Origin of the sequence: Streptomyces sp. NPDC079167 (assembly GCF_040686735.1) — a bacterium.
In the GTDB taxonomy this organism is placed as follows: Bacteria; Actinomycetota; Actinomycetes; order Streptomycetales; family Streptomycetaceae; genus Streptomyces.
Window position 1 is genome coordinate 1 of sequence record NZ_JBFBLO010000001.1, and the last position, 19053, is coordinate 19053.

At 72.1% G+C, this 19053-nt stretch carries 19 protein-coding genes and 1 riboswitch; of the genes, 10 read left to right on the plus strand and 9 right to left on the minus strand.

All coding sequences use genetic code 11. From position 1 onward, the window contains the following. Positions 1-147: 147 nt before the first annotated feature. The 3 genes from AB0P41_RS00005 to AB0P41_RS00015 all read right to left on the minus strand — a co-directional run bounded on the left by AB0P41_RS00005 (position 148) and on the right by AB0P41_RS00015 (position 2255). Positions 148-552, minus strand: coding sequence for a DUF3040 domain-containing protein (locus AB0P41_RS00005; RefSeq protein WP_356707285.1), 405 nt, complete (start codon positions 550-552; stop codon positions 148-150). Positions 553-854: 302 nt separating this feature from the next. Continuing rightward, on the minus strand, positions 855-1613 hold the full coding sequence (locus AB0P41_RS00010) for a methyltransferase (protein ID WP_356707286.1): 759 nt from the start codon (positions 1611-1613) through the stop codon (positions 855-857). A 102-nt stretch (positions 1614-1715) separates the two neighbouring features. Next, on the minus strand, positions 1716-2255 hold the full coding sequence (locus tag AB0P41_RS00015) for an SAV_6107 family HEPN domain-containing protein (RefSeq protein ID WP_356707287.1): 540 nt from the start codon (positions 2253-2255) through the stop codon (positions 1716-1718). A gap of 169 nt (positions 2256-2424) precedes the next feature. Between AB0P41_RS00015 and AB0P41_RS00020 the strand changes: the two genes are divergently transcribed. From AB0P41_RS00020 to AB0P41_RS00035, 4 genes are all read left to right on the plus strand, one after another. Further along, complete coding sequence (locus AB0P41_RS00020; RefSeq protein ID WP_356707288.1) at positions 2425-3198, plus strand: ATP-binding cassette domain-containing protein; 774 nt, start codon at positions 2425-2427, stop codon at positions 3196-3198. Continuing rightward, complete coding sequence (locus tag AB0P41_RS00025; RefSeq protein WP_365929119.1) at positions 3170-5257, plus strand: YhgE/Pip domain-containing protein; 2088 nt, start codon at positions 3170-3172, stop codon at positions 5255-5257. The genes AB0P41_RS00020 and AB0P41_RS00025 overlap by 29 nt, the downstream gene beginning before the upstream one ends. 29 nt (positions 5258-5286) lie before the next feature. Beyond that, positions 5287-5898, plus strand: coding sequence for a TetR/AcrR family transcriptional regulator (locus AB0P41_RS00030; RefSeq protein WP_356707290.1), 612 nt, complete (start codon positions 5287-5289; stop codon positions 5896-5898). 392 nt (positions 5899-6290) lie between these two features. After that, a complete protein-coding gene (locus AB0P41_RS00035) occupies positions 6291-7787 on the plus strand; it encodes an NAD(P)/FAD-dependent oxidoreductase (protein ID WP_365929121.1) in 1497 nt (498 codons plus the stop codon). A gap of 55 nt (positions 7788-7842) precedes the next feature. Here the strand turns inward: AB0P41_RS00035 and AB0P41_RS00040 are convergent, their stop codons facing one another. The 5 genes from AB0P41_RS00040 to AB0P41_RS00060 form a co-directional block, all read right to left on the minus strand. Next, positions 7843-8775: a hypothetical protein gene (locus tag AB0P41_RS00040; RefSeq protein ID WP_365929122.1), complete on the minus strand. Its 933-nt coding sequence runs from the start codon at positions 8773-8775 to the stop codon at positions 7843-7845. Positions 8776-8825: 50 nt separating this feature from the next. Next, a complete protein-coding gene (gene metF, locus AB0P41_RS00045) occupies positions 8826-9743 on the minus strand; it encodes a methylenetetrahydrofolate reductase [NAD(P)H] (RefSeq protein ID WP_356707293.1) in 918 nt (305 codons plus the stop codon). Between the two features lie 119 nt (positions 9744-9862). After that, positions 9863-10513, minus strand: a complete 651-nt coding sequence (gene thiE / locus AB0P41_RS00050; protein ID WP_365929124.1) for a thiamine phosphate synthase — start codon at positions 10511-10513, stop codon at positions 9863-9865. 147 nt (positions 10514-10660) lie between these two features. After that, positions 10661-11026 (minus strand): Rv2175c family DNA-binding protein, encoded by a 366-nt coding sequence (locus tag AB0P41_RS00055; RefSeq protein WP_356707295.1) that lies wholly within the window; start codon positions 11024-11026, stop codon positions 10661-10663. Between the two features lie 62 nt (positions 11027-11088). Next, positions 11089-12327 carry an FAD-dependent oxidoreductase gene (locus tag AB0P41_RS00060; protein ID WP_365929126.1) on the minus strand — a complete coding sequence of 413 codons (1239 nt, stop codon included), beginning with the start codon at positions 12325-12327 and terminating at the stop codon, positions 11089-11091. 89 nt (positions 12328-12416) lie between these two features. Next, a riboswitch (TPP riboswitch) is annotated at positions 12417-12529 on the plus strand. On the opposite strand from AB0P41_RS00060, the gene thiO reads away from it, so the two are divergent. The 5 genes from thiO (at position 12527) to AB0P41_RS00085 (ending at position 17754) form a co-directional block, all read left to right on the plus strand. Beyond that, positions 12527-13741, plus strand: coding sequence for a glycine oxidase ThiO (thiO, locus tag AB0P41_RS00065; RefSeq protein WP_365929127.1), 1215 nt, complete (start codon positions 12527-12529; stop codon positions 13739-13741). Its footprint overlaps the riboswitch before it by 3 nt. Next, the gene (thiS, locus tag AB0P41_RS00070) at positions 13738-14022 is read left to right on the plus strand and encodes a sulfur carrier protein ThiS (protein WP_356707298.1); all 285 of its coding nucleotides are present in this window, start codon (positions 13738-13740) and stop codon (positions 14020-14022) included. Before thiO ends, thiS begins: the two co-directional genes overlap by 4 nt. 2 nt (positions 14023-14024) lie before the next feature. After that, positions 14025-14819 carry a thiazole synthase gene (locus tag AB0P41_RS00075; protein WP_356707299.1) on the plus strand — a complete coding sequence of 265 codons (795 nt, stop codon included), beginning with the start codon at positions 14025-14027 and terminating at the stop codon, positions 14817-14819. A gap of 127 nt (positions 14820-14946) precedes the next feature. Next, positions 14947-16869, plus strand: coding sequence for a Stk1 family PASTA domain-containing Ser/Thr kinase (gene pknB / locus AB0P41_RS00080; protein WP_365929129.1), 1923 nt, complete (start codon positions 14947-14949; stop codon positions 16867-16869). A 21-nt stretch (positions 16870-16890) separates the two neighbouring features. After that, positions 16891-17754 (plus strand): deoxyribonuclease IV, encoded by an 864-nt coding sequence (locus AB0P41_RS00085; protein WP_365929130.1) that lies wholly within the window; start codon positions 16891-16893, stop codon positions 17752-17754. Positions 17755-17776: 22 nt separating this feature from the next. On the opposite strand, the gene AB0P41_RS00090 is transcribed toward AB0P41_RS00085, so the two are convergent. Continuing rightward, complete coding sequence (locus tag AB0P41_RS00090; protein ID WP_365929133.1) at positions 17777-18409, minus strand: sulfite oxidase-like oxidoreductase; 633 nt, start codon at positions 18407-18409, stop codon at positions 17777-17779. A 155-nt stretch (positions 18410-18564) separates the two neighbouring features. On the opposite strand from AB0P41_RS00090, the gene bfr reads away from it, so the two are divergent. Then, a complete protein-coding gene (gene bfr / locus AB0P41_RS00095; RefSeq protein WP_356707303.1) occupies positions 18565-19044 on the plus strand; it encodes a bacterioferritin in 480 nt (159 codons plus the stop codon). Positions 19045-19053: the final 9 nt, after the last annotated feature.

The following is a 19053-nucleotide window of genomic DNA, read 5'->3' on the forward strand; positions in this document are numbered from 1 at the left end:
GTCCTCTCCCTCCCCCCCCCCCCCCGTGCGGGGGGCCCGCTGCCCCCCCACCGCCCCTCACGTGTGAGGTCCAGCGTCAAGTTCTCGGTGTGCGCGGACCGCGTCCTGTGCCGGTGGCTGCCCGCCGCCGGCCGGGAAGCGGAAAGCTCACTGGCCCTGTTCGTCGCGGCGGCGTTGCCACCTCTGTTCGATCCGGTTCATCATCGACCGGCGCTGCCTGGGATGTCGGCGTTCGCCTCCGCCCCCGCCCGCGCTCCCCGCCGGCTGCTGCTCACCGGGCTTCGGCGCCTTGCGCCATCCGGTGACCGCCAGCACGGCACAGCCCAGCATGACGAGGAACCCCGCCACGCTGACCCAGGTCTGCTGGAAAACCATTCCGGCCATGAGGAGCGCGATACCCACCAGAAAACCGGCTACCGCCTGGTAGACCCGTCGCCGGGTGTACCTGCGCAGCCCGCTTCCCTCAAGCGCTGTAGCGAACTTGGGATCTTCGGCGTACAGCGCTCGCTCCATCTGCTCGAGCATTCGCTGCTCGTGCTCCGAGAGCGGCACGGAGTCCTCCTCGTCGTCGGCCGCGGGGGCGACCGGTATGCGGCCCTTCCAGGATAGGCAGGGATTCGCCCCCGTGAAACCCGCCCTCTAGCCATAGCCAGTCCGGACCGCCATTTCGGCTCGGCTGCTGAGGCGTAGATTCCCCGACCTCCGATCCGTCATGCCGGATGGTGTCACCCGATCATACGGGGCTCGCGGCCCGATCGGGTGTTCCCGGCAGTACTCCGTCTGCAGCTGCGTTGCTGATCAGCCGTGCTCCCGCCGCTTTCGCGGCCGTACTCCGGCAGTGTCACCGTCGCCGCTCAGACGCGCTTCTCTCCCAGAACGTGCAGCTGGGTCGCCACCGAGTGGAAGGCCGGCAGTTCCGCGACCGCTGCTTCCAGCCTGAGGAGCTCCTCCATGGCGCCAGGCTCGGTGTCCACGAGGACACCCGGCACGAGGTCGCCGAAGACCCGTACGCCATGGACCGCGCCGACCTCGACACCCGCGGCGTCGACCAGTCCGGTCAGCTGGTCGGCGGTGAACCTGCGGGGCACGGGGTCGCCGGCGCCCCAGCGCCCGGCGGGGTCCGACAGTGCCTGCCGGGCCTCGGCGAAGTGGCCCGCGAGCGCCCGGGCCAGCACGGCACCGCCGAGGCCCGCGCCGAGCAGGCTGAGGGAGCCGGACGGGCGGAGCGCGTCGACCGCGTTGCGCACGCCCTCGGCGGGGTCGTCCACGTACTCCAGGACGCCGTGGCACAGGACCGCGTCGTAACCGGCACGGTCCACCACCTCGAAGAGGCCGAGGATGTCGCCCTGGACGCCTCGGACGCGGTCGGCGACACCGGCCTCATCGGCACGGCGCTCCAGCGCGAACAGGGCGTTCGGGCTGGGGTCGACGACGGTGACGCGGTGGCCGAGCCGGGCGACGGGCACGGCGAAATTGCCGGTGCCGCCACCGGTGTCCAGCACGTCCAGGGCTTCCCTGCCGGTCGCCTTGACCCGGCGCTCGAGAGCGTCCTTGAGGACCTCCCAGACCACGGCGGTACGGAGGGAGGCGCGGGGGCGCAGCTGGTCCGACACGGCAGTTGACTCCTCGGCACGGTGCCGCCACGGACGGCGGAGCGCGAACGGTGCAGGTGGTACGGGTGGTCTCCACCCTATTGCCTCGCACCGCCGGCGCGGTCATCCCGCGTCGGGCCGCTGATCGGAGCCGTCCCTCCGGGGCTGCGGCAGGACGGGCTGGAGGACCAGCATCCGCTCGACCAGGCGCAGGAACATGGCCGCGTGGCGCAGCAGGTCGTCGGCGTCGCGGCTGGTGGCCGCGCCGGGTATGCCCGCCTCCGCCCGGGCCCTGCGCGGGGCTCCGGAGGCGAACAGGGCGCTCCATTCGGTGAGTTCCGGAGCGATGTCGGGGAGGACCTCCCAGGCGCTGCGGATCCGCTCCCTGCGGCGTCCGCCGGTCTCGGGGCGTCCGCGAGCGGCGAGAACGGCGGCCGCGGTCCGCAGCGCGGCGAGGTGGGCGGTGGCGTACCGCTCGTTGGGCACGTCGAGCACGGCCGCCTCGTCCAGACCGGCATGGGCCTGGGCGAGCAGATCGAGAGCGGCGGGTGGCGCCGTGGTGCGGCGCAGCACTGGGTGGACGTCGGTTGCCGGACCGGTCAGCGAGGGGGCAGGGCTGCCTGCGCGGCGCCGCGGGGCGGCGGCTGCGGACGAGCTGGCCATGACGAACCTCCTGTCGTCGTGTGACGGCTCCGTGGCCGTATGTATCCATCGTGACGGCCGCCACTGACAATCCCTCAGATCTCGGCTCCGACCAGGCACTTTGCTTCGCGCACAAGTTCGGGGGTAGTTTTTTGAACTGACCGGTCAGTGCAAAGATGGGGGTGGGTTCGTGGACAGCCCGCACGGGGCGTCTCTGAGCGCCGAGGACTTCGGGCTGAAGGGCCCGCGCGGCTGGGCCTTCCGGGGAGTGGGCTTCACCGCCGGTCCCGGATCGCTCGTCGCGGTGGAGGGGCCCTCCGGCTCCGGCCGTACGTGTCTTCTGCTGGCGCTCACCGGCCGGATGCGTTCCACGCACGGGCACGCCGAGGCCGGGGGTGAACGTCTGCCCGGACGGCTCGCCGCCGTGCGCCGCTTCAGTGCCCTCGGCCCGGTCCCCGGGGTCAGCGACCTGGATCCCTCTCTCACCGTGGCCGAGCATCTGCGGGAACGGGCCCTGCTGCGGCGACGCTTCGGCGCTTCGCCGCGCGCCCTCCTGCGGCCCCGCGCCGAACGCGCCGCCACGGCACGGGCGTCGGCCGGCACCGCGCTGGAGGCAGCGGGGCTCGACCTCGCGGCGCTGCCCAAGGCCGAACGGACCTCCGTGCGCGACCTGGAGCGCCTGGAGGCCCTGCGCCTGTCCGTCGCCCTCGCCCTGATGAGCCGTCCGCGGCTCCTCGCCGTCGACGACACGGACCTCAAACTCTCCGCCACGGACCGCGCCCTGGCCTGGGAGCTGCTGCGCACCCTTGCGGCCGGCGGGACCACCGTGCTGGCCGTGTGCAGCGAGTCCCCGCAGGACGCGCTCACCGTGCGCACCCGTCCGGAGGCCGGAGCGGACATGCCCGACGACACGACGACCGGGAAGGACACGGCCGATGCGATCGCCGAGACTGGCCGCGCTTGAGCTGCGGCGGTTCGGGAGGGGCCGGATGCCGCGCGCCGCACTCGTGGCGCTCCTCCTGCTGCCGCTGCTGTACGGGGCGCTCTACCTCTGGTCGTTCTGGGATCCGTACGGGCGGCTCGACCGCATCCCCGTGGCGCTCGTCAACGAGGACAAGGGGGCGGACACCGGTGGCGAACACCTTGCGGCCGGTGACGAGATCACCGGGAAGCTGCTCGACTCGAAGGTCTTCGACTGGCACCGCGTCGGCTCCGCCGAGGCGGAGAAGGGCGTCGAGGACGGGACGTACTACCTCTCGCTGACCATGCCGTCGGACTTCAGCGAGCGGATCGCGTCGAGCTCCGGGGACTCCCCCGGCACCGGCGCCCTGCGGGTGCGCACGAACGACGCCAACAACTACATCGTCGGGCAGATCTCCAGGACGGTCTTCGCCGAGGTCCGCAGCGCCGCGTCGGCCAAGGCCTCACGCGGCTTCCTGGACCGCATCTTCATCGACTTCTCGGGTCTGCACGACGCGACCGCGAAGGCGGCCAAGGGGGCCGACGACCTGAAAAGCGGCCTCACGAAGGCGAAGAAGGGCTCCAAGGACCTCGCGGACGGCCTCAAGGACGCCAAGTCGGGCAGCGGCACGCTCTCCACCGGCGTCACCAGGCTGGACAAGGGCGCCGCCGATCTCGAGACGGGGTCCCGGCAGGTCGCCGACGGCACGCAGCTGCTCGCCGACAAGGTCGACGCGGTCGCCGGGGACGTGCGCCCCTTCCTGAAGGACAACGGAAAGGCCATCGGGGACACCGCCCGGCTGGTCGCCGACTCCTCGAAGGCCGTACGGGACAACCTCGGCCTGCTGGCCGAGGCGGCGCCCACCGCGTCGGCCGCCGCCCACTCCGCCTCCGACGACCTGGCCGAGATCCACCGCGACCGCTGCGAGGACCAGCCGCTGCCCGACCCCGGGGTCTGCCCCCAGTTGAAGCGCGCCAAGACCGCGGCGGAGGACGTCGCGAAGGTCTCCGACGACGTGAACGCCCTCGTCACGAACCAGAAGGGCGATCTGGCGAAGCTGCGGGCCCGGCTGTCCACCCTGGAGAAGCAGGCCGACGCCCTGGCGAAGCGCTCGCCGGACCTGGACTCCGACCTGGAGTCCGCCGTGAAGAAGATCAACGCGCTCAACACGGGAGCGCACAAGGTCGCCAAGGGCGCCGACTCGCTCCACACGGGTCTCGGGACCGCCAGGAAGGGCGCCGGGGACCTGGACGCCGGCGTCAGGAAGCTCAAGGCGGGCGCCACGACCCTGGACAGTGGGCTGTACCGGCTGGGTGACGGCTCCTCGACGCTCGCCCAGGGACTGAACGACGGGGTCGGCAAGATCCCCGACTACGACAAGAAGGACCGCGACGCCCGCACCGGGGTGATGGCCGACCCCGTGCGACTGGCCTCCTCCTCGCTGCACGCGGCGCCCAACTACGGCACCGGTTTCGCCCCGTACTTCATCCCGCTCTCGCTGTGGGTGGGCGCGATGGTGGCGTACATGCTGATCCAGCCGCTCAACCGGCGGGCGCTCGCGGCCGGGGCGCCGGCCTGGCGGATCGCCTTCGCGGGCTGGCTGCCCGTCGCGGCGACCGGCCTGCTCCAGGTCGCCGCGCTGATGTCGGTGCTGCACTGGCAGCTCGGTCTGGAGATGGCGCACGCCGCCGGGACGGTGGGCTTCCTGGCCCTGGTGACCTGCTGCTTCGCAGCGATCGTGCAGTGGCTCAACGCCCGCTTCGGCGCGGCGGGGCGGATCCTCGTCCTGGCGGTGCTGATGCTGCAGCTGACCTCGGCCGGGGGCACCTATCCCGTCCAGACCAGTCCCGGGTTCTTCGGAGCGATCCACCCCTACCTGCCGATGACCTACGTCGTGGACGGGCTGCGCCGGCTGATCACGGGCGGCGGGCTCGGCCCGGTCTGGCAGGGCTGCGCCGTGCTGCTGGCCTTCACCGCGGGTGCTCTGGCGCTGACCGCACTGTCCGCCCGCCGCAAGCAGGTGTGGACCCTGGACCGGCTGCACCCGGAGCTGAGTCTGTGACCGTGCCGGGACCTGTGAGAATCAAGGGCATGGACAGCAGTGGCACCACGCGCCGACAGGTCACCCGGCAGAAGCTCTACGAGGCGGCGGTGACCCTCATCGCGGAGAAAGGGTTCTCCGCGACGACGGTCGACGAGATCGCCGAACGCGCCGGGGTGGCCAAGGGCACGGTCTACTACAACTTCAAGAGCAAGACCGAGCTGTTCGAGGAGCTGCTGCGGCACGGCGTCGGCCTGCTCACCCAGTCACTGCGTTCGGCCGCCGACTCGGCGGAGGCGCGGGGCGGCACCCGTGTGGAGGCGCTGGACGCGATGATCAGGGCCGGTCTGGTCTTCATCGACCGCTACCCGGCCTTCACCCAGCTGTACGTCGCCGAGCTCTGGCGCACCAACCGTGCCTGGCAGTCGACCCTCCTGGTCGTGCGCCAGGAGGCCGTGGCCGTCGTCGAGGAGGTGCTGCGCGAAGGCGTGGCGGGGGGCGAGCTCAGCGAGGAGATCGACATCCAGCTGACGGCCGCCGCGCTGGTCGGGATGGTCCTGGTGGCGGCTCTCGACTGGCAGGCGTTCCAGCCCGAGCGGACGATCGACGACGTGCACTCCGCACTGTCCCTGCTCCTGCACGGCCGGGTCAGCGGGCGCTGAGACGACCTCCGCACGGCAAACGCCGGTCCGGTGGAATTCGATCCCCCCGAATTCCGCCGGACCGGCGTCCGTACCGCCGCGAAGCCCTCCCCCGTGACCCCGTGCTGTCCCCCGTGGTCCCGGAGCTCCGCGTCGTGCGCCCCCGTTACGTCCGGGGTGCCGCGCCGTTCCGCCGCCCCGTGCCGGCGGTCCGGGCGCCACGCCCTTTCCGTGGTCCCCACTCTTCCGTCCGCGCAGGTGGGAGCCCATCCGCGCCCCTACTCATCTCCGGCACTAGGTAGAGATACTCAGCCCTGCGCCACGGGGCCCGGTACCGCGAGGAGAAACGTCCGGCGGGGGCAGGCACCGGCCTCACGAATGAGCTGTCGGTGGCACCCCTTAGGGTCACTGACATGGCACGAATTGCGGTGATCGGCGCCGGGACCGGCGCGATGGCGGCGGCTGCCCGGCTCTCCGTGGCAGGCCACCGGGTGACGGTGTACGAGCGGTCGGAGACCCACGGCGGCTCGGTCGGCCGGTACGCACGCGACGGTTTCGTCTTCGACACCGGCCCCGGGCTGCTGCATCTCCCCGCGGTCTACCGCGACCTGTTCGTGAAGACGGGCAAGGAGAGCCTGGAGCAGTGCGTCACGCTCACCCAGGTCGACCCGGCGAGCCGCCATCTCTTCACGGACGGCACGACGGTGTCCCTGCCCAACGCCTCGCGGGCGGGGGTGGTCCGCGCGCTGGACCGTGCGCTCGGTGACGGGGCCGGGGCCCGCTGGGGGGACTTCCTCGGCCGGGCCGGGGCCGCCTGGGACCGGTCGCGCAGGCCGCTGCTGGAGGAGCCGCTGCCCGAGGACCCGCGCCCCCTGGGCCGCGACCCCTACCCCGCCGTGCGCAGGCGCAGGCTGTTGCGCGCCGCCCGGGAGGCAGGGACGGTGGCGGAGGTGGGCGCCTGGGAGCTGGCGGACCCCCGGCTGGCGGCCCTGCTCGACGGTTACGCCCTGTCGTACGGGCTCGACCCCCGCCGCGCCCCGGCCGCCGCGGCCCTACTGCCGTACATGGAGGAGACGTTCGGCACCTGGTACGTCGCGGGCGGCATGCGCGCGCTGGCCGACGCGGTGTACGAGCGGTGCCTGGCCCGCAGGGTGGAGTTCGTCTTCGGCGCGGAGGCGGTCCGGGTGTCCGAGAAGGACGGGCGGGCGGCAGGGATCGAACTGGCGGACGGCACCGGTGTGGAGGCCGACCATGTGGTCCTCGGCGCTCAGCCGGCGCCCGGGCTCCTGCCGGCCCGGGAGGGGTGGCCCGCCGGGGAGCACCGGGCTCCGGCACCGGGACGCTTCGTCGTCCTGCTGTCGCTGCGCGGCGCCCGGGAGGCCGGCGCCGTGCACCGGACCGTGGTGCACGCCGCGGACCCGGGCGCGGAGCAGGAGGCGGTCTTCGGCGGCCGGACGGCGGATCGGCCCACGGTGACGGTGCTGCGCCCGGACGACCCGGCCACCCGCCCCGACGAGGAACACGAGGCGGTGACCCTGATGGTGACGGTGGCTCCGCACGGCCCGGTCGACTGGACGGACGCCGAGCTGCGCCGGCGGTTCGCGGACACGGTGATCGACCGGGCCGCCGAGGCCGTCCCTGGTCTCCGCGAGCGGATGATCCACGCCGAGGTGCGCACGCCCGCCGAGACCGCGGCCGACACGGGAGCCGAGGGCGGTTCGGTGCCGGCACCGGCGCTGGCCGGGGCGGGGGGCGCGTATCTGCACTCCGGGAACCGCACCCCGCTGCCGGGTCTGTATCTGGCGGGCGGCTGGTCGCATCCGGGCGGCGGGCCGGCCCACGCCGGGATGTCGGGCGCGCTGGTGGCCGGACTCGTGGTGGAGGGCGACGGCTTCCGGGGCTCGCAGTGAGCCCGCGCCCGGCGCACCACGACCGGCCGCCGGGTGCGGGCGGCCGGTCCGCGGTTCAGTAGCGGTACTGCTCGTTCTGGCCGGTGTCGTACCCGTTGCCGTACGGAGCGGGCTGGGCGGGTGCTTCCGGCGGCAGCGGGGGGTACCGGTCGCTCTCACGCTGCTGCGGGACCCAGACGCCGCCCGGCGGCGTGTCGGTGTACTGCTCGGTGTACTGCTCGGGGTACGGGTCCGCGGGCTGCTGCCCGGCGCCGTACGAGGGGTCGTAGCCGCTGCCGTAGCCGTCGTGCGCCGCGTACTGCCCGGTGCCGGTGGTCGTGCCCGTGCCGATGTAGGGGTCGGAGTAGGGGGCGTAGCCCGCCTGGTCGGTCCCGTGGTCGTACTGGCCCGGGTAGGTGCCCTGGTCCTGGTGGGTGTCCTGGCTCCCGTAGCCGCCCTGCGCGCCGTAGGAGTCCTGGCCGGCCGGCCGGCCGTAGCCGTCGAACGGGTCGTAGCCGGCGTGCTGATGCTGCGGTTCGCCGTGCACGCCCTGGCCGTCGCGGCCCGCGGGGGCGGGATCGCTGTAGACGCCGTACTGCCCGGTGTCGTCCGGCAGCGGCTCCGGTGCGTAGACGGCGGCGGGGTCTGCCTGCGTCTGCCGGTCGTCCCCCTCGTACTCCACGCCGGAGACCTCGAGCGTGGGCTTCTTCCCTTCCGCGCCGCCCGCCCCGCGCCGGCGGCGGCTCTCACCCGGGCTGCCGCCGATGGCCCATCCCGTCGAGAAGCCGCGCCTGAAGGAGAGCGTCACATACGTCTGGCCCGTCGCGAAGGCGATCGCCCCGAGGACGATCACCAGCACGGAGGGGATCAGGACGCCGAGGACCACACCGAGGAAACCGGCGAAGGCGAGGAGCCGCCAGCGCAGGCGTGCCTTGTACTGCAGGAGCACCTCGCCCAGCAGCCACAACGCCACTATGCCGAATGCGATGTAGAGGACCGTCCAGCCCACGCCCGCCCCCTCCTACGGCCACCGCCCCGGTCGGTGGCGGGTACGGCCGGTCAGGACTGCTTGTGCAGTCCGAGATTCTCGTAGATCTCGAGTGTCGCCGTCGAGTTGTTGAGCGTGATGAAGTGCAGCCCCGGGACACCCTCGGAGAGCAGTTTCGCGCAGAACTCCGTTGCGAACTCGATGCCAATGGAGCGTACAGCCGCCGGGTCGTCCTTCGCGGCGAGGATGCGCTCTTTCAGCGAGGAAGGCAGGGACGCGTTGCTGAGCTGCGCGAATCTCTCCAGCTGTCTGACACTGGTGAGCGGCATCACCTCGGGAATGACCGGGGTGTCGCAACCCGCGGCGACCACGCGGTCACGCATCTGCAGATAGCTCTCCGGGTGGAAGAACATCTGGGTGATCGCGTAGTCGGCACCGGCGCGGCACTTGTCCACGAAATGACCGATGTCGGTGTCCCAGTCGGCGGAGCGCGGATGCATCTCGGGGAAGGCCGCGACGCCGACGCAGAAGTCACCGGCTTCCTTGATCAGCCGGACGAGATCCGCCGCGTAGCGCACGCCCTGCGGGTGCTCGATCCACTCGCCCATCGGGTCGCCGGGCGGGTCGCCGCGGACCGCGAGGATGTTGCGGATACCGGCGTCGGCGTACTGCCCGACCATGTTGCGCAGTTCGGCCACGGAGTGGTCGACGGCGGTGAGGTGGGCGACGGGCGTGAGCGTGGAGTCCGCGGCGATCTGCTGGGTCGCCCGGACCGTCCCGGCGCGGGTCGAACCGCCGGCCCCGTACGTCACGGAGACGAAGCTCGGTCCCACCGCCTCGACCCGGCGCAGGGCGTTCCAGAGGTTCCGCTCGCCCTTCTCCGTCTTGGGCGCCCAGAACTCGAACGAGAACGACATCTCGCCGGTCGCGAGCAGGTCACGCACGGTGCGCGCGTGATCTGTCCGGGTGGAAGGTGTACCAAGGGCCATACTGGGAGGTTAACCAGGGCCTGGCGGTACCCCAACCAGAGCGAGCGAATTGCCCGGAATGAGGTGGCTTTTGTCCACCCTTCGGACAGCCGGCCCGGCCGGGCGCGAGGCCGCCGGGCTCAGAGGGCGTATGCCCGGACGCGTCGTGCGAGCGATGCCGCCGCCTCGGCCGGGTCCGCCGCCTCGGTGATCGCCCGCACGACGACGACGCGGCGGGCGCCGGCGTCCAGCACCTCGTCCAGATTGCCGGCGTCGATCCCGCCGATGGCGAACCACGGCCGCGTCGTGCCGAGCGAGGCGGCGTAGCGCACCAGGCCGAGGCCCGGGGCGTGCCGGCCCGGCTTGGTCGGGGTGGGCCAGCAGGGTCCCGTGCAGAAGTAGTCGACGCCGGCTTCGGCGACGGCGGCGTCGACCTCGGCCTCGGCGTGGGTGGAGCGGCCGATCACCACGTCGTCGCCGATGACGGCGCGGGCGGCCGGCACCGGAAGATCGCCCTGGCCGAGGTGGAGCACATCGGAGCCGATAGCATGGGCGACATCGGCCCGGTCGTTCACCGCGAGGAGCGCTCCGTGGCGCTTGCAGGCGTCGGCGAACACCGCGAGGTGGTCGAGCTCCTCGGCCGCCTCCATGCCCTTGTCCCGCAGCTGCACGATGTCCACACCGCCGGCCAGCACGGCGTCGAGGAACTCGGGGAGGTCCCCCTGCCGCTTCCGGGCGTCCGTGCACAGATAGAGCCGGGCGCCGGAGAGCTGGTCGCGAGGCGTGGACATGAAGATTTCCCCCGTCGGTACGTCGTTGGATCACTGATGCGGCGACAACGCGCCGTACGTCGATGGACCGCCGTGCCGGCAGACCCGGTCACGGCGGGGTGCGGCCCGTGAAGTGCCACGGCCCGCACCCCGCTCACGGTCGTCCGGTCAGACGGCGAGCGCCTGGGCCCGGCGCTTCACCTCCGTACCGCGATTCTCGCTGAGGGCCTGCGCGGGCGTGCCGGGCAGGGTCGGGTCGGGGGTGAAGAGCCAGTCCAGCATCTCTTCGTCGTTGTAGCCGTCGTCCCTCAGGAGCGTCAGGGTCCCTACGAGGCCCTTGACCACCTTGTTGCCGTCGATGAAGGCGGCAGGCACCTGGAGCGCCCGGTTCTCACCACGTCGTACGGCGATCAGCTGGCCTTCCTTGACCAGCTGCCGTACGCGCGTCACCTCGACATCGAGCATTTCCGCGATGTCGGGAAGGTGGAGCCATGCGGGGACGAGAGCATCGATCTTTGCGTCAATCTCGGTCACAGGGACAAGCGTGCCATCCCGGACCGACAGCCGGTACCCGGGCCGGGCGTACGAGACCGTGCCTACCCCTGGAGGACCGTCGATTTCAGCGGTACGGAGGAGTCGGCGGCCCGCGCCGGATCGATCCGCGCGCCCGCTTCGACGAGCTTGCGCCCCTGCGCCAGGTCGCGGGGCCTGCTGACGGCCAGCACGGCGACCAGGACCCCCTGCCGCAGCCAGCAGACCGTCCAGGACGGGTCACCGGGGTCGCCCCGCCACAGCAGTGTGTCGGCGCCCGCGTGGTGGCCGGCGTACTGCACGAAGCGGCCGAACTGCTCGGACCAGAAGTAGGGCACCGGGTCGTACGTCCTGACCGCGCCGTCGGCGAGGGCTGCGGCCACGGTCCTCGGCCCCTGGAGGGCGTTGTCCCAGTGGTGGACCAGCAGCCGTTCCCCGTAGCGGGCGGAGGGGAAGGAGGCGCAGTCGCCCACGGCGTAGACATCGGGCAGCGACGTGCGGAGCGAGCTGTCCGCGGTGACCGAGCCGTCGGGGCCGAGGGCGATGCCCGAGCCCGCGAGCCACGCGGTGGCGGGCCTGGCGCCGATGCCGACGACCACTGCCCCGGCGGGGATCAACCGGCCGTCCGTGAGGTGGACGGCGCCCTCCTCGACACGTGCGACCCGGGCCCCGGTGAGGAGTTCGGCTCCGCTCTCGGCGTACCAGGCGGCCATCGGCTCGGCGACCTCGGCGGGCATGGTGCCCGCGAGGGGCCGGCCGGCGGCCTCCACGACGGTCACCGCGCACCCGGCCGCGCGGGCCGCCGTGGCGAACTCGGCGCCGATCCAGCCCGCGCCGACGACGACCACCTCGTGCTGCCGCTCCAGGACGGGCCGCAGCCGTGCCGCGTCGTCGAGGGTGCGCAGCAGATGGACGCCGGGCACGCCCTCGGAACCGGGCAGTGCGACCGGTTCCGCTCCGGTGGCGAGGACCAGGACGTCGTAGCCGACGGGCCCTTCCGGGGTGTCCAGCTCGTGCGCCCCGGCACGCAGTCCGGCCACGTCGAGCCCCAGGCGCAGGGTGATGTCCAGGGCCTCGAAGTCGACGTCGAAGGCGGAGTCCTCCGCCTTGCCGAGCAGGACCGCCTTGGACAGGGGCGGCCTGTCGTACGGCTGGTGGGGTTCGGCACCGATCAGGGTGACCGGGCCGGTGAAGCCCTGTTCGCGCAGGGCCACGGCCGTCTGCACTCCGGCCATGCCGGCGCCCACGATCACGACCCCGTTCGGCCGCTGTCCCGCTGCCGGTTCCTGTGTCTGCTGGCTCACCTGTCCACCCTAGGGTCTGCCACCGGCGGGCGGGCCACGGGTACCGGTCCCTTACGGGCCGCGAGGCGTGGGGTCTAGGCTGGCCGCCGTAAGGCACTCGCGGGAGTCCGGGCGTACCGGGCTGAGAGGGAGGCTGGCCGGCCTCCGACCGTACGAACCTGATCCGGGTCATGCCGGCGAAGGGAGGGGCTGGACGCCCATGCGCATCTCGACGAACAGTTCCGACGTCCTGGTCGTCGGAGGCGGCATCATCGGGCTGGTGACCGCGTGGCGGTCGGCCCTGCACGGGCTGCGCACCACGCTGGCCGATCCCGCGCCGGGCGGCGGCGCGGCCCAGGTCGCGGCCGGGATGCTCGCGGCCGTCACCGAACTCCACTACGGCGAGCAGACGCTGCTCGGCCTCAACGTGGCTTCGGCCGCGCGCTATCCGGCGTTCGTGGCCGAGCTGGAGGAGGCGAGCGGGCAGGAGACCGGCTTCCGCGCCTGCGGCACCCTGTCCGTCGCGCTGGACTCGGACGACCGGGCGCATCTGCGGGAGCTGCACGCTCTGCAGCAGCGGTCGGGGCTGGAGTCCGAGTGGCTGAGCGGCCGCGAGTGCCGCCGTCTGGAACCGATGCTCGCCCCCGGCGTGCGTGGCGGGCTGCGGGTCGACGGCGACCACCAGGTGGATCCCAGGCGGCTGGCCTCGGCCCTGGTCACCGCCTGCGAGCGGGCGGGCGTGGTGTTCCGCCGGGACTGGGCCGAGCGGCTCTCCGTCACGGGCGGCCGGGCCACGGGAGCGGTCCTGGCGGACGGCACGGAGCTCGCCGCCGGCCAGGTGGTACTCGCCGGCGGCAGCCTCAGCGGCCGGCTCCAGGGCGTTCCCGAGGCTGTCCTGCCGCCGGTACGCCCGGTCAAGGGCCAGGTGCTGCGGTTGCGGGTGCCTTCCGCCTACGCGCCCTTCCTCAGCCGGACGGTGCGGGCGGTCGTGCGCGGCAGCCAGGTCTATCTGGTCCCGCGTGCCGACGGTGAGCTGGTGGTCGGCGCGACCACGGAGGAGATGGGCTGGGACACCACGGTCACCGCGGGCGGGGTGTACGAGCTGCTGCGGGACGCCCATGAGCTGATGCCCGGCATCACGGAGCTGCCGCTGACCGAGACCCGGGCCGGCCTGCGGCCCGCCTCGCCGGACAACGCGCCGCTGCTGGGGCCCACGGCACTGCCGGGGCTGCATCTCGCCACCGGGCACCACCGCAACGGGGTGCTGCTGACCCCGGTCACCGGCGATGTGATGGCCCATGTGCTGACCACCGGCGAGCTGCCCGAGCTGGGCCGCCCCTTCGCGCCGCACCGATTCGCCGCCGCCTCCCCGGAGAGCTCACCGGCCTCCTCCCCCGAAGAAACCGCCCCCGCGCCGCAGGAGCAGCCCGTATGACGCAGTCCGTACCCGATTCCGAGCCCGGTTCCGTGCCCGTTTCCCGGCCCGAGACCCTTTCCGTGCCCGATTCCGAGGCCGTTTCCGTGTCCGTCAACGGGGAAGGCCGCACCGTGCCCGCCGGCACCGCGCTGGACACGCTGGTCGCGGGGCTGACCACCGCGCCCTCCGGGGTAGCCGCCGCGGTGAACGAGGCCGTCGTGCCGCGCGGTCGGTGGTCGGCCACCACGCTCGCCGACGGCGACCGCGTCGAGGTCCTCACCGCGGTCCAGGGAGGCTGACCATGTCCGACGACCTCCTCACGCTCGGTTCCACCGCGTTCTCGTCCCGGCTGATCATGGGGACGGGCGGGGCGCCCAGCCTCGACGTACTGGAACGCTCCCTGATCGCTTCGGGCACCGAGCTCACCACCGTGGCGATGCGCCGGCTCGACCCGACCGTGCAGGGCTCGGTGCTCTCCGTCCTGGAACGCCTCTCCATCCGGGTCCTGCCGAACACCGCGGGCTGTTTCACCGCGGGCGAGGCCGTGCTGACGGCCAGGCTGGCCAGGGAGGCGCTGGGCACCGACTGGATCAAGCTGGAGGTCGTGGCCGACGAGCGGACCCTGCTGCCCGACCCGATCGAGCTGCTGGACGCCGCCGAGATCCTGGTCGACGACGGCTTCACGGTCCTGCCGTACACCAATGACGATCCGGTGCTGGCCCGCAAGCTCCAGGACGTGGGCTGCGCGGCGGTCATGCCGCTCGGTTCCCCCATCGGTTCCGGGCTCGGCATCCGCAACCCGCACAACTTCCAGCTGATCGTCGAGCAGGCCACGGTCCCGGTGATCCTGGACGCCGGCGCCGGGACGGCCTCGGACGCGGCGCTGGCGATGGAGCTGGGCTGTGCCGCTGTGATGCTCGCCTCGGCGGTGACCCGGGCGCAGGAGCCCGAGCTGATGGCGGCGGCGATGCGGCACGCGGTGGACGGCGGGCGGCTGGCGTACCGGGCGGGGCGCATCCCGCGCCGCCATTTCGCTGAGGCGTCCTCGCCCACGGAGGGCCGCGCGGTGCTGGATCCGGAGCGCCCGGCCTTCTGAGAGCCGTGCACCGGCCGGGTCCTCCCCGTCACAGCACGCGCATGCCGCTGTCACGGCTCCGCACCGGAACGGTCCGCCGGAGGCCTGGACCATCCGAGGTGTCCGTGGCAGCTCGTAGACTCGCCCCGTGGACACGACCCTCCAGGACCCCCTTGTCGGGCAGCTGCTCGACGGCCGCTATCGCATCGATGCGCGCATCGCCGTCGGCGGTATGGCCACGGTCTACCGGGCCGTGGACACCCGGCTCGACCGGGTGCTCGCCCTCAAGGTGATGCACCCGGCGCTGGCGACCGACGCGGCGTTCGTCGAACGCTTCATCCGCGAGGCCAAGTCCGTCGCCCGGCTCGCCCACCCCAATGTGGTGGGCGTCTTCGACCAGGGCGCCCAGGGCGCGTACGTGTACCTCGCGATGGAGTACGTCGCCGGGTGCACCCTGCGTGACGTCCTTCGCGAGCGTGGGGCGCTGCAGCCCCGGGCGGCCCTGGACATCCTCGAACCGGTGCTGGCCGCCCTCGGCGCCGCGCACCGGGCGGGCTTCGTCCACCGCGACATGAAGCCGGAGAACGTCCTGATCGGGGACGACGGCCGGGTCAAGGTCGCCGACTTCGGTCTCGTACGCGCTGTGGGAACCGCCACGGACACCACCGGCTCGCTGCTGGGCACGGTCTCGTACCTCGCTCCGGAGCAGATCGAGCAGGGCTCGGCCGACACCCGGTCCGATGTGTACGCCTGCGGTGTGGTGCTCTACGAGATGCTGACCGGCGGCAAACCCCATGGCGGGGACACCGCCGCCCAGGTCATCTACCAGCATCTGAACGAGAACGTCCCGGCGCCGTCCGGTGCCGTTCCCGGCCTGGCGTCCGGGCTGGACGAGCTGGTGGCCGCGGCGACGGCGCGCGACCCCGACGTCCGTCCGTCCGACGCGGTGGCCCTGCTCGCCCGGGCCCGTGAGATACGGGCGGCTCTCACCGAGGAGCAGCTCGACACGATGCCTCCGCAGGCCATCGCGGAGGAGCACGACGGCGCCGAGGACCGTACGAGCGTGATCCCCAGGGTGATCCCGGCCGGCCAGGGCACCGCGCACCACACCAGCCGACTGGAGATGCCGCCGTCCTCGCCCCGGGAGCCCGGGCGCGGGCGACGCGGGCCCTTCGCCGGCCGCGGCCGGCGCGGGACGCTCGCCGTGCTCGTCGCCGTCCTGCTGGTGCTGGGCGCCGGCGTGGGCGTCTGGTACATCAACTCGGGGCAGTTCACCCGGGTCCCTTCCCTCCTGGGCCAGACCCGGAGCGCTGCCGAGAAGCGGCTCGCGGACGAGGGACTCGACCTGAAGGGTGTCGAATACGCCTACAGCGACACGGTGGAGCGCTCCACGGTGATCAGCAGCGATCCGGGCTCCGGTGAGCGCATCCGGGGCAACGACGCGGTGAAGCTGGTGATCTCGCGCGGCCCGGAGATCGTGAAGGTCCCCGATGTGGAGGCGCTCGCCCTCGCCGAGGCCCGGCGTGAGCTGAAGAAGTCGGGACTCACGCCCGGCATGGTGACCCGGGAGTTCAACGAGGAGATCGACCGGGGCAAGGTCGTCCGTACGGATCCGCGGGCCGGCACCGAGCGCCGTCCCGACTCGGCGGTCGCCCTGGTCGTCAGCAAGGGCAGCCCCGTCGACGTGCCCGACGTCTCCGGCCTCTCCGTCGAGGACGCCACGGCGGCGCTGGACGAGGCGGGTCTCAAGGCGAAGGTGCTGGGCGAGCGGGTCAACTCACGCGAGGCCGCGGGCGAGATCGCCCGGCAGTCGCCCGGAAGCGGCGCGGAGGCCGCCGAGGGCGACACGGTGGAGCTGACGGTCTCCAAGGGTCCGCGCATGCTCCAGGTCCCCGATGTCACGGGGAAGGACGTCGACGAGGCCCGGGGCACACTGGAGGACGCGGGGTTCGAGGTCAAGGTCGACCGCCCGTTCCTCTCCTTCAGCGACACGGTCGGCAGCCAGTCGGTCGAGGGCGGCGAGAAGGCCGCGGAAGGCTCCACGATCACCATCAGGACCAAGGCCCTGTAGACCCACGAGGACTGGCAGCACATGCGCAACCCCATCGGCGGTCACGTCCCCGTGGCCGGCGGACTCGCCAAGGCCGGCCTCGGCTACGCGCGGGAGCTGGCGGCGGAGACCGTGCAGGTCTTCGTCGCCAACCCGCGTGGCTGGGCGACACCACCGGGGAACCCGGCCCAGGACGAGCTGTTCCGCTCGGAGTGCGCGGCGGGGCGGATTCCCGCGTACGTCCACGCCCCGTACCTGATCAACTTCGGCTCGCACACCGAGGCCACGGTCGAGCGGTCGGTCGTGTCGCTGCGCCACTCGCTGCGCCGGGCGAGAGAGATCGGCGCCCTGGGCGTGGTGGTGCACACCGGCTCGGCGACCGGCGGACGTCCGCGTGAGGTGGCGCTCGCCCAGGTGCGTACGCACATGCTTCCGCTGCTGGACGAGCTGACCCACGACGACGACCCGTTCCTGCTGCTGGAGTCGACCGCGGGACAGGGCTCCTCGCTCTGCTCCCGGACCTGGGACTTCGGCCCGTACTTCGAGGCCCTGGACTCCCATCCCAAACTGGGTGTCTGCCTGGACACCTGCCACATCTACGCGGCGGGCCACGATCTGACCGGCCCCGCCGGCATGCGGCAGACCCTGGATCTGCTGGTGGACACGGTCGGCGAGGGCAGGCTGAAGCTGATCCACGCCAATGACTCCAAGGACGTGGTGGGCGCTCACAAGGACCGGCACGAGAACATCGGCGCGGGTCACATAGGCGCCGGGCCGTTCCGCGAGCTGTTCTCGCACCCGGCGACCGAGGGCGTACCGCTGGTCATCGAGACGCCCGGCGGCAAGGAGGGCCATGCGGCGGATGTGGCCCGGCTGAAGGAGCTGCGGGACTGCCGCCGGCCTTAGCGGGACCGTCCCGGCGGGACCGTCAGAGCTCGGGGCCGTCCCCGGGCTCCTCCTGGTAGGAGTAGCGCTGCTCGCTCCACGGGTCGCCGATGTTGTGGTACCCGCGCTCCTCCCAGAACCCACGGCGGTCGGCCGACATGTACTCGATGCCCCGGACCCATTTGGGCCCCTTCCAGGCATACAGATGCGGCACGACGAGGCGCAGCGGGAATCCGTGTTCGGCGGTGAGCAGTTCGCCGTCCTTATGGGTGGCGAACAGCGTCCGGTCGGACGCGAAGTCGGCGATCCGGAGGTTCGAGCTGAATCCGTATTCGGCCCAGACCATCACATGGGTGACGTGAGGCGCGGGAGGTGCCAGTTCCACCACCTCACGGGCCAGGATTCCGCCCCATTCGGCGCCGAGCATGCTGAATTTCGTCACGCAGTGAAGGTCCGCGACGACGGAGGAGAAGGGAAGTGCCGTGAATTCCTGGTGATTCCAGCAGTGCTTGTCACCGTCGGCCGTGGCCCCGAAGACCCTGAACTCCCAGCGGTCCGGTTTGAACTTGGGCACGGGCCCGTAATGGGTGACCGGCCAGCCGCGCTGCAGCCGTTGCCCCGGTGGAAGCCCGGACTGCTCTGCTGTGCCGCGTTCCCGGCTTTCCGGCTGACCCATGCCTCCATGGTGACAGACAGGCAGGGGTGGTCATGACCAGGGGAGAGTCGATTCGGGCAACTCATACTAAGCGTGCACTTACTGGACGGCCGCTGGGTGCGATGCGAGGATGCGCGCAAACGTGCCCCGTTCACCGGTTGGAAGGAGCCTCTGCGATGCAGGGCGACCCCGAGGTCCTCGAGTTCCTGAACGAACAGCTGACCGCCGAATTGACTGCCATCAATCAGTACTTCCTGCACGCGAAGATGCAGGACAACTTCGGCTGGACGAAGCTCGCCAAGTACACCCGGGCCGAATCGTTCGACGAGATGAAGCACGCGGAGATCCTCACCGACCGGATCCTGTTCCTGGACGGCCTGCCCAACTATCAGCGGCTCTTCCATGTGCGGGTCGGCCAGACGGTCACCGAGATGTTCCAGGCCGACCGTCAGGTCGAGGTGGAGGCGATCGACCGCCTCAGGCGGGGCATCGAGGTGATGCGCGGCAAGGGCGACATCACTTCGGCGAACATCTTCGAGTCCATCCTCGAGGACGAGGAACACCACATCGACTATCTCGACACCCAGCTGGAGCTGGTCGAGAAGCTCGGTGAGCCGCTCTACATCGCGCAGCTGATCGAGCAGCCGGACAGCTGATCCGCGGCT

Excerpts from the sequence above, each read along its gene's own strand:
- thiO (WP_365929127.1), top strand. The coding sequence starts at position 12,527 with ATGCGCATCTCGACGAACAGTTCCGACGTCCTGGTCGTCGGAGGCGGC.
- AB0P41_RS00075 (WP_356707299.1), top strand. The coding sequence starts at position 14,025 with ATGTCCGACGACCTCCTCACGCTCGGTTCCACCGCGTTCTCGTCCCGG.
- thiS (WP_356707298.1), top strand. The coding sequence starts at position 13,738 with ATGACGCAGTCCGTACCCGATTCCGAGCCCGGTTCCGTGCCCGTTTCC.
- AB0P41_RS00025 (WP_365929119.1), top strand. The coding sequence starts at position 3,170 with ATGCGATCGCCGAGACTGGCCGCGCTTGAGCTGCGGCGGTTCGGGAGG.
- bfr (WP_356707303.1), top strand. The coding sequence starts at position 18,565 with ATGCAGGGCGACCCCGAGGTCCTCGAGTTCCTGAACGAACAGCTGACC.
- AB0P41_RS00035 (WP_365929121.1), top strand. The coding sequence starts at position 6,291 with ATGGCACGAATTGCGGTGATCGGCGCCGGGACCGGCGCGATGGCGGCG.
- AB0P41_RS00090 (WP_365929133.1), bottom strand. The coding sequence starts at position 18,409 with ATGGGTCAGCCGGAAAGCCGGGAACGCGGCACAGCAGAGCAGTCCGGG.
- AB0P41_RS00030 (WP_356707290.1), top strand. The coding sequence starts at position 5,287 with ATGGACAGCAGTGGCACCACGCGCCGACAGGTCACCCGGCAGAAGCTC.
- AB0P41_RS00015 (WP_356707287.1), bottom strand. The coding sequence starts at position 2,255 with ATGGCCAGCTCGTCCGCAGCCGCCGCCCCGCGGCGCCGCGCAGGCAGC.
- thiE (WP_365929124.1), bottom strand. The coding sequence starts at position 10,513 with ATGTCCACGCCTCGCGACCAGCTCTCCGGCGCCCGGCTCTATCTGTGC.
- metF (WP_356707293.1), bottom strand. The coding sequence starts at position 9,743 with ATGGCCCTTGGTACACCTTCCACCCGGACAGATCACGCGCGCACCGTG.
- AB0P41_RS00085 (WP_365929130.1), top strand. The coding sequence starts at position 16,891 with ATGCGCAACCCCATCGGCGGTCACGTCCCCGTGGCCGGCGGACTCGCC.